The sequence below is a fragment of the Acinetobacter sp. UBA3025 genome (assembly GCF_002367915.1).
Lineage (GTDB): Bacteria > Pseudomonadota > Gammaproteobacteria > Pseudomonadales > Moraxellaceae > Acinetobacter.
On record NZ_DFDO01000141.1, the window covers coordinates 1 to 9,294 of the forward strand.

A 9,294-nucleotide genomic window follows, 5' to 3' on the forward strand; every position below is an offset into this window, starting at 1 on the left:
AATATTCAAAAACTGTCTTGATTAATATTTTTAATTATATAATATAAAAATATATATTGTAAGTAGGATATGCTCATGCATGACTTTTTGGGAGCGTTTCTCGGTGGATTACTGCTTGGTCTTTCAGTGGTCGGCTATCTGTATGTCAATGGCCATATTGCGGGCGTGAGTGGTTTGGTTGGGCAAGTACTTAATCGAAAGACGATTTTCAAAACTCCTGCGGTCTGGTTTTTAGCAGGACTATTTATAGTTCCATTTATCTACGGCGTTTTGTTTCAGCCAGAAATTGAGCTGAATGCCAGCCCATGGATGATGGTCATTGCCGGTTTGCTGGTCGGTTTTGGTACACGTTTAGGCTCAGGTTGTACCAGTGGGCATGGCATCTGTGGGATTAGCCGTCTGTCAAATCGCTCCTTTGTTGCGACCGGGTCTTTTATGCTGGCGGGATTTATCACGGTTTATGTTGTTCGTCATCTGGTTGGAGCTATTTAAATGAAAAATCTATTCGCTTTTCTATTTGGTGGCCTGTTTTCAGTCGGCTTAATGCTCTCAGGCATGTCTAATCCTGAAAAAGTTCTGGATTTTCTGGATCTGTTTGGGGATTGGGATGCCAGCCTTGCCTTTGTCATGATGGGGGCTATTCTGGTGGCTTTTATTCCTTTCCAGAAAGCTAAACATAATCCAAATCCAACCACTTTATTTAATGAACCCATTGATTTACCAAAGCATCAAAAGATTGACCCTAAACTGCTGTCGGGTAGTTTATTATTTGGTATCGGTTGGGGAATTGCAGGCATTTGTCCGGCACCCAGTTTTACCCTGATTGGTTTGGGACATTATCAAGCCTTGTATTTTATTGCAGCTATGCTGCTTGGGGTCTGGATTCACCGTAAATGGGCAGGAGTATAAATATGACACAACACCCAAACGTCAAAGCATTTTTTGATAAAAATACCAATACTTTTAGTTATGTGGTGAGCGATCCCCAAACAGCCCAATGTGCCATTATTGATAGCGTGCTGGATTACGATGCTGCGTCTGCCACTACATCGACCGAGCATGCCGATCAGATGATTGCCTATGTAAAATCAAAAGGTTTGACCGTGGAATGGATTCTGGAAACCCATGTGCATGCTGATCATCTGACAGCTGCCCATTATCTGAAGCAGCAATTAGGTGGCAAGATTGCAATCAGTAAGAAAATTGCGCTGGTGCAGGAAACTTTTGCCGAGATTTATCATCTGGACATGAAACAGATCAATGCGCATCAGCCTTTTGATTATCTGTTTGAAGATGGTGAGCATTTCAAGATTGGCGAACTGGAAGTTTATAATATTCCTACGCCTGGCCATACACCTGCCTGTTTAAGCTATGTGATTGGTGACGCCGTTTTTGTGGGCGATACACTGTTTATGCCGGACTATGGCACGGCCCGTTGTGATTTTCCAAATGGCAGTGCCTCGGTTTTATATGATTCTGTTCACAAGCTGTTTCAGCTCCCGGAAAGTACCCGGGTATTTCTATGTCATGACTATTTGCCAGAGTCACGTCATGAATATCAGTGTGAAACGACGATTCAGCAGCAAAAACAGCAAAACGTTCATATCCGTGAAGGGATTAGCAAATCTGAATTTGTACAGATGCGTCAGCAGCGTGATGCAGGTCTAAGTATGCCTAAACTGATTTTGCCTGCCATCCAGATCAATATGAATGGAGGGCAGTTTCCAATGCCAGAAGACAATGGTGTGTCTTATGTGAAGCTGCCGCTAAATTATTTTAAGAAGTGATCAACTTAACAGGAACAAAATATTAATTTTTAAATTAAGCGCTTATAAAGTTTGCGAATTTTAATATTCCACCCTATGCTATTTGGGTTAACTCATTTTTATATTTTCAGGGTGCATCGTGCTCAGACAGTTCTTAAAACAGATCTGGTTTGTGATGCTTATGGTATTCGCCGTAAGCTGGAGCGGCATGTCGATTGCTTCAGCAAAAACGATGCATCTGGAAACGTCAGCCAAGCAGATGAGTTCCCATTGTCAGGAAATGGCAAAAATAGAGAAGTTACATCGCCAGCATCAAGCTATGCATGGTTCTGCTCATGATATGAGTCAGGACATGGATTGCCACTCCGACTTAAACGAGCCCAAAGATGACTGTCCGGATTGTATTTATAGCTCTTGCCATAATCTGAGTAGCTGGATCGATGTGGAAATCTCGAAGTTATCTCTCCCTGAGATCCATGTTTTAGAAACTACTTTTATTTCTAATTATCAAGCCAAGCACCTTGCCGGGTATTGGCAGGAAATTCTGCGCCCACCTAAAGCTTAATCCTCGTTATTAATATTTCAAAAATCAAGGATTAAGTTATGTCGATTAAAATTAGTCAAAGCCTGTTATTGGGCTTAAGTTTAGTGATCTCGTCTTCATTATTGGCTGCTGTAAAAGAATATCAGCTGGTTATTGATGAAGGTCCAGTCAATATCACCGGTAAAACCGTACAACGTATTACAGTGAATGGAAAATTTCCTGCACCTTTACTGGAATTTGAGGAAGGTGATGAGGCGATTATTCGCGTTAAAAACAAGCTAAAGAATAAAGAAAGCTCTCTGCATTGGCATGGTTTATTGCTACCCGGTCTGATGGATGGTGTCCCGGGTTTTAACGGGTTTCAGGGCATTGCACCTAATCAGGAATTTGTCTATCGCTTTAAAATTCGTCAGAGTGGAACCTACTGGTATCATGCCCATTCCAAGGGTCAGGAACAGGACGGCCTTTATGGCGCCTTTGTAATCTATCCCAAAAACCAGGCGGAAGTTCCTGCACATGAGCAGACCGAACGTGATTATGTGGTCATGCTTTCAGAATTTCATGAGCAGTCCGGCCAGCAGATCATGAATAATTTGAAAAAATCTGCCGAGTATTATCAAAATCAGCGTGAAACTCTGAGCGATGTTTTTCAGCAAATCAAACGGGAAGGGCTTAAGGCCACCTGGAATGATCGCAAAATGTGGAACCAGATGCGCATGCTGAAAACTGATCTGTCTGATGTAACCGGCTATACCTTTTTGGTGAATGGAAAAACGCCTGAACAGAACTGGATAGGACAGTTTAAACCGAATGAAAAAGTGCGACTGCGTTTTATCAATGCCTCTGCCATGTCATTTTTTGATGTGCGTATTCCACAGTTGAAAATGACGGTGGTCAGTGCAGACGGACAGCCTGTCAAACCTGTAGTTGTCGATGAATTCCGCATTGGTGCCGCAGAAACCTATGATGTGATTGTGGAGCCCACTGCGGAACATTATCAGATTGAAGCTGAATCGATTGACCGTTCCGGTTTTGCGATTGGCAGCTTACAGAATGAATTAAAGCCAGTTCATCATGCCATACACAAACCTATATCCCGTCCTCGTGCCTTATTGAGCATGGAAGATATGGAACATGGCAACATGCAAGGTGAAGAACACGAGCAGATGAATCATCAGGATCATGCCAGTCATAACATGAATGTCAAAAAAGATACTGAACATTCAATGATGGGGCATCATAAGCAGCATGCATCAGCCAAAGTTATCGAGCAAGGAGAGGACAATTATACCGAGCATTCAGATACTTCATCCGTTATAGATCATGTGGATCACTCAAATATGACCGGGCATATGCAACATGAAAAAGATGCCAAAACTTCTACGCAGCAACCAGTTTACGGCTGGGCCAATGCCTCTACACCGGTAGGGCATAAAGCTTTGCAATATAGCGACCTCAAATCTTTAACTCCGCAAAAAGATATTCGCGACGCAGAAAGCGAATTGGTGATTCGTTTAGGCGGCACCATGGAACGGTATATCTGGACCATGAACGGCAAGAAATTTAATGAAGCAGAGCCGCTCAAAGTGAAATTTGGGGAACGGATCAGGCTGAAATTTATCAATGACAGTATGATGGCACATCCGATGCATTTACATGGCATGTTCATGCAGCTCGAAAATGGCCAGTTTGCAATAGATATGCCGAATAAACATACAGTGATTGTCCCACCTGGAAAAACCGTTACGACTTTGCTGACTGCAGATGAACTAGGTGAATGGGCGATTCATTGTCATCTGTTGTATCACATGACTGCCGGAATGATGAATAAACTGATTGTAGCAAATGTTCAGGAAAATGACGTTTCGACTCAGAATACTGTGCGGGAAGAGCATTCCCATCATCACATGACAAAACCAGTAGAAAAACAAGGAGATGCTCATGCACACCATTAATCTTTGTTTGAAGCCTGTTTTGGCTAGTGTATTGGCGTTGGGAAATATGACTGTTTTTGCCGAAGATATATCTCAACAGCATGCTGATCATTCGATGCATCATCAACAATCACTCCAATCGTCAGAGCATCATTTAACTTCAGTAGCACCGGAAGTTACTGAAAATTTAATTCCAGATTCAGCTTCAACCTATTCCAGCGAACATGATCATCGCAAGGAACATGGAGGGCAAATTTATACGCGGGTCAAACTGGACAATAAATGGATCAAAAACTCAGAAGGTGAGGGAGGCTTACAGTCTGAGAATGAGCTTCGGATTGGCACGGATGAAAATAAACTGTTCATTAAACTCAAAGCTGACAAGCAGGAATCCAGAGCAACAGAATATGCAGTCCAAGCTCTGTATAGCCGGAATATTTCAGATTTCTGGGATGCTCAGGCGGGTCTTCGCTACCGTCAGGAAAATTTGGGTCAGCCTAATGCTGGGCAAAATATTGAACATGTAGATGCAATATTTGGATTCCATGGGTTGGCGCCGTATTTCTTTGAAACCAATGCACATCTGTATCTTGGTCAAGATGATTTTATCGGACTTGAGCTAGAAACAGAACGTGATCTGCTACTCACACAAAAACTGATTTTGCAGCCTTATGTTGAAGTTGACCTCATTTTGAAGGATAAAGCAGCCAATGCTAAAAAGACTGGAATAAGTCATGCGGCATTCGGTCTGGAAACTCGTTATGAGATCAATAAAAAGATCATGCCTTACCTTGATATTGCTTATGAATATTCCAAGGGCAATGAGAAAACTTCATGGCAGGACGCATCTGATTCTGAACAGGGCTGGCGTTATGGAATCGGTTTAAGAATGATGTTCTAAACAGATATGTATGTAAGCTAATATTTATGAGGCGGGAAAATCATTTTCTCGCCTCATATACTCAGCTATATCTTATTCTTAAGGCCTCTATAAACTTTTATATTTTTCTTTGTTTTAAATTATTCATTTTCAGAATAAATATAAATACGATTGGACTTATAATAACCCAAAGTGCCATAAAGCTAATACTACTACTGAATTGAGTTCGTAAAAGGAACAATACCAACAGTAAAAGACTGCCTGAGATCAATTTAACGATGACCGGATAACTCACCAGAAAAGAATATCGAGACTGTCTGGTTTTTAAAATCTGTTTTTCACTCACTGCATAAAAACCAAAACAGGCCATCCAGATCAGTCCTACTATTGCCATCCATATCATGAAGAAGACTCCTGCTGTGCAGTTTTAAGCTTGGCCTGAATTTTATGAACAGCTTTTTGCTGGATAGGTGTAATTTTCTGATGTAGGAAGTAAGCGAGAAGTGCCAAGATCCAGAGCATCAGATCGATACGCAAAAACAGCCAATAGTTCGCAAGAGAATCCAGATAATGCTGGGACCACAAATAATACAGGTCGATGAGTGGAAGCATAAAAGCGGCACAGATGAGAATTTTAAGCTGCGTTTTCCATAAATGCTGTTGTGGCGTTAAACAGGCCAAGATAAAACTACTCAGCCAAATACTAAAGAAGATATAGATTTCATAATTTGTGGTGCCCACAGGAATGTGAATCAAACGGTTTGCATAAAGATAAGCCAGCATGGCAATAGGTAAACCAATTATAATGGTGATATTCAGACGATTCACCAGATAATATCCAAAGTGAAAACGATCCGATTTTTTCTGCATCTGTCGTTTCAGGCTCCAGAGCAATAATCCGGAAGCGATCATGGCACAGCCTAATATGCCTGAGAAAAATAGGGCGAAACGTAAAACAGGTTCAGCAAAACGTGCCATATGCAAACCATATACTCCGGCATTCAGGGTAGCAATTGCACTGTCATTACGGGTGTTTTCAAGCAATTTGCCTGTCGTCGCATTGAATACGAGTTGTGCCTGATTGCGGGTAATAGAATGGTCTTTCAATTCGGTTAAGGTAATCTGTGCCAGCTGGGTATTCGGCTGCTTCACGGTAATATTGTCAAATTCTGATTTTCCCCAGTGCTGCTGCGCCGTAGTGATAAAATGTTGAATCGGCAACATCTCCGTTTTAATGGGCACAGCAGAGGGAGCAAGCACATTTTTGGTTCGGATTTCTTCAAAATATTGAAATGGATTTTCTGGATATAGCTGCTTCATGCCAGAAGGCAAAACAATATAAAAGAAAATAGCCAGTCCAGTAAAAGTCATAGTTAAAAAGAACGGTAGCGCAATGACGGAACTGACATTATGAAAATCCAGATAGGAACGTTGTCCTTTAAAAGCTCTCAGAGTAAAGAAGTCAGTCAGAATTTTTTTATGGGTAATGATTCCGGAAATCAGGGTCATCAACATGATGAATGCAGCAATGGTGACAATCAGACGGCCAATGGTATAAGGTACGCCATATAGCTGAAAATGAAAGTTATAGAAAAAATCTCCGCCCTGTGTAGCCGAAAGCGTTAATTCCTTACCTGTCATAGCATCCAAGGTTTTAAGTTGATAAGCACCCTCTGCAGTTTGCCAATAAATTTTATTAACCGGTAAATCATGATTTGCTACCCCGATATACCAGTTCTGTGCATCAGGTGCATGTTGCTGTAAATAGCTATAAGCAGTTTTTAAAGCTGTTTCCTGGTTCACCTGCATCATGACAAATTGTGGCTGCATCCACATTGTAATTTCATGGCGATAATAGGTAACCGCACCTGTTAAAAAGATCGCGAAGAGGAGCCAGCCAAAACTTAAACCTAGCCATGAATGTAGCCATGCCATAGATTGACGGACAGATTTATGCATGGTTTAACCTATGAAGCGGGAAATGACAAATAAAACAATGAGAGGAATCAGGCTATAGACTGAAAGTGTTTTAAGACTTTGGATACAGAAGATTCCAATCACAAAACAGACATAAAAAATGAGGGCAATAAAGGCAGCCAGATAAACCGATTCAGCTTTGGGTAAACTCGCCTGTAAAAAATAGGCCAGATCGAGAGCAATCAGATAACTACATAAATAACCAATACCAAAGCTCATGCCTAATCGATACAGGATAGCAAGTGGCTGAAGGGTAGAAATCATGGAAAGGCCTTTATATGAATCTGTATAAATAAATATTGAGGCAACTTAATGCACGAAGCTTAAGGTAGTGACCAGGTACTGTTTCTTATACACTTGCTGATTCAATTTTCCTGTCTTGTCTACTTCTTGACTCACCTCTAGTACATATTGACCCTTCCATGGCGTAGCAATATTAATTTGGCCTTGGTTGTTGGTCGTATAATTTTTAAGCCAGTGCTGTGGGGAATAGACAGTCACTTTGACATCCGCAGTGGGTTTACCCTGATACATGACTGTAAAAGTATTACTGTTCGGTTGAGCCGGTACGATATCCAGCTCTGAGTCTGCTTTCAGGTTTTGTCTGCCGGATTTCGCGTGATAGCTGAGTAAGGATTCCCCATAGATCAGTTCATGACTGAGCTGGACATCTGTCTGGCCTTGGGTCGCATAAAGCAAATGATCTTGTTGCATTTGAGGACTAAAGCTTTTTCTAGACTGAACGGCCTTTGCTTGATTAAAAGACTTCAAGGCACCTTGCTGCGTTTCTTTAAGCTGTTCACTATATTCACCAAAGAACGCATGAGTCTGCTGATTTGTGCCACGTTCCAGCCAAAGCATATGCGCCTGAGCTGAAAGTGTCATAGACAGTCCGAGGGTCAGAGCGATCATTTTTTTCATTTGTTTTACCTGTTTTTGTGTATGTAGTGATGATTTAGCCCTGAACATGTCGTCAAGGCTAAGTTTGAAAATCAGTATTTAAATTTCACAGCAACGCTGTAATTTGCTGGTGCACCATAAAAACCTTGCTGATTCGGGAAATTGAACAAATATTTTTCATTGGTCAGATTGTTGCCGTTGGCTTGCAAGGTCATATGTTCATTCAGTTCATAGCTGGCCATTAAGTTCACGAGCGCATAGGCATTCTGCTCGATCACACCGGCTTTTTGAGTGGTCACCCCATTGGTTGTTGCTTCAGGTACATCCAGATAGGTCTGATCCTGCCATTGCACCCCGAGGCCCAGTTTCAGTTTTGGAATCTGCGGAACCTGATAAGTTGTCAGCAGATTAAACGACTGCGTTGGATTGAAAGTGCGCGCATCGCCGCCATTGATCAGATCTTTCAGGCTAAACTGGGTATAACCAAAGCTTAGGTTTAAATGGTCGGTCAGCTGTCCAGCGAGGCCAAACTCGTAGCCTTGGGAACGCAGGTCACTGACCTGAGTTGTGCGTAAAGTCGGTATACCATCAGAATCACGAAGCGGATAATTACTTTGCTCCGTTCTGAACACGGCCATAGTGGCGGTAAGCTTGTCATCTAGCCAAGAACCTTTTACTCCGACTTCATAGCTTTCACCTTCGATCGGTTTGTTAATACTGCCATCATCTGCTTTGGTGGTTTGCGGACGGAAGATCGAGGTATAACTCAGATAGCCTGTATATTCAGGACTAAAGTTATAGGTCAGACCGGCATAGGGTAAAACTTTATCTTCATCATAAACAGTGTCTTTTCCATAACTACTACCCCTGCTTTCAGCCTGAACATAGTTCGCACCTAAAAGCAGTTTCAGATCATCATTCAGATGCAGTCGGGTTGCAGCATAAAGGCTCTGGTTCTTCTGCCGGATATGCATTTCCCCACTGGTTTTCGACATATCCCAGCTTGGTTCTTCGGGTGTAAAGCTGGCTAAATCTATGGTCAGCGGATTGACAAAGCTGCCAGCATAACCCAATTCATCCAGACGATTTTTGGCCCAGACATAGCCCAATGAGGCTTCATGGCGTTGTCCCCAAAGCGGATAGGTGCCGCTAAAACCCAGGCTGGCTTGTTGTTCTTTATTGTCATCAATATACATGCCTGGGTAGAGGAAGATGCCTGAAGTGCCATTTGTGCCAGGTTTGCCGGACAGAAACAAGAGCTTTGAATCGCGTTGTGTACGTTTTTCATCATAG

10 protein-coding genes are annotated in these 9,294 nt (G+C 42.1%); 6 read left to right on the top strand and 4 right to left on the bottom strand.

Annotated elements, in window-relative coordinates; translation table 11 throughout:
• Positions 1-75: 75 nt before the first annotated feature.
• The 6 genes from B4J23_RS05925 (at position 76) to B4J23_RS05950 (ending at position 5,145) form a co-directional block, all read left to right on the top strand.
• Positions 76-492 carry a YeeE/YedE family protein gene (locus tag B4J23_RS05925; protein WP_291359251.1) on the top strand — a complete coding sequence of 139 codons (417 nt, stop codon included), beginning with the start codon at positions 76-78 and terminating at the stop codon, positions 490-492.
• Complete coding sequence (locus B4J23_RS05930) at positions 493-909, top strand: DUF6691 family protein (RefSeq protein ID WP_180069156.1); 417 nt, start codon at positions 493-495, stop codon at positions 907-909.
• Positions 910-911: 2 nt separating this feature from the next.
• Entirely contained in the window at positions 912-1,787 is an 876-nt protein-coding gene (locus B4J23_RS05935) for an MBL fold metallo-hydrolase (RefSeq protein WP_291359253.1), read from the top strand.
• A gap of 118 nt (positions 1,788-1,905) precedes the next feature.
• The gene (locus B4J23_RS05940) at positions 1,906-2,331 is read left to right on the top strand and encodes a hypothetical protein (RefSeq protein WP_291359255.1); all 426 of its coding nucleotides are present in this window, start codon (positions 1,906-1,908) and stop codon (positions 2,329-2,331) included.
• Positions 2,332-2,369: 38 nt separating this feature from the next.
• Complete coding sequence (locus B4J23_RS05945) at positions 2,370-4,265, top strand: copper resistance system multicopper oxidase (protein ID WP_291359256.1); 1,896 nt, start codon at positions 2,370-2,372, stop codon at positions 4,263-4,265.
• Positions 4,252-5,145, top strand: a complete 894-nt coding sequence (locus B4J23_RS05950; protein ID WP_291359258.1) for a copper resistance protein B — start codon at positions 4,252-4,254, stop codon at positions 5,143-5,145. The genes B4J23_RS05945 and B4J23_RS05950 overlap by 14 nt, the downstream gene beginning before the upstream one ends.
• A 378-nt stretch (positions 5,146-5,523) precedes the next feature.
• Here the strand turns inward: B4J23_RS05950 and B4J23_RS05955 are convergent, their stop codons facing one another.
• From B4J23_RS05955 to B4J23_RS05970, 4 genes are all read right to left on the bottom strand, one after another.
• Positions 5,524-7,083 (bottom strand): PepSY-associated TM helix domain-containing protein, encoded by a 1,560-nt coding sequence (locus B4J23_RS05955; RefSeq protein ID WP_291359260.1) that lies wholly within the window; start codon positions 7,081-7,083, stop codon positions 5,524-5,526.
• 3 nt (positions 7,084-7,086) lie between these two features.
• Complete coding sequence (locus tag B4J23_RS05960) at positions 7,087-7,365, bottom strand: hypothetical protein (protein WP_166138842.1); 279 nt, start codon at positions 7,363-7,365, stop codon at positions 7,087-7,089.
• 45 nt (positions 7,366-7,410) lie between these two features.
• A complete protein-coding gene (locus B4J23_RS05965; protein WP_291359262.1) occupies positions 7,411-8,022 on the bottom strand; it encodes a DUF4198 domain-containing protein in 612 nt (203 codons plus the stop codon).
• A 71-nt stretch (positions 8,023-8,093) separates the two neighbouring features.
• On the bottom strand, positions 8,094-9,294 hold a 1,201-nt coding region (locus B4J23_RS05970; protein WP_291359264.1), incomplete at its 5' end, for a TonB-dependent siderophore receptor.

Coding starts and splice junctions, on each gene's coding strand:
- B4J23_RS05925 (WP_291359251.1), top strand. CDS start 76: ATGCATGACTTTTTGGGAGCGTTTCTCGGTGGATTACTGCTTGGTCTT.
- B4J23_RS05930 (WP_180069156.1), top strand. CDS start 493: ATGAAAAATCTATTCGCTTTTCTATTTGGTGGCCTGTTTTCAGTCGGC.
- B4J23_RS05935 (WP_291359253.1), top strand. CDS start 912: ATGACACAACACCCAAACGTCAAAGCATTTTTTGATAAAAATACCAAT.
- B4J23_RS05945 (WP_291359256.1), top strand. CDS start 2,370: ATGTCGATTAAAATTAGTCAAAGCCTGTTATTGGGCTTAAGTTTAGTG.
- B4J23_RS05950 (WP_291359258.1), top strand. CDS start 4,252: ATGCACACCATTAATCTTTGTTTGAAGCCTGTTTTGGCTAGTGTATTG.
- B4J23_RS05955 (WP_291359260.1), bottom strand. CDS start 7,083: ATGCATAAATCTGTCCGTCAATCTATGGCATGGCTACATTCATGGCTA.
- B4J23_RS05960 (WP_166138842.1), bottom strand. CDS start 7,365: ATGATTTCTACCCTTCAGCCACTTGCTATCCTGTATCGATTAGGCATG.
- B4J23_RS05965 (WP_291359262.1), bottom strand. CDS start 8,022: ATGAAAAAAATGATCGCTCTGACCCTCGGACTGTCTATGACACTTTCA.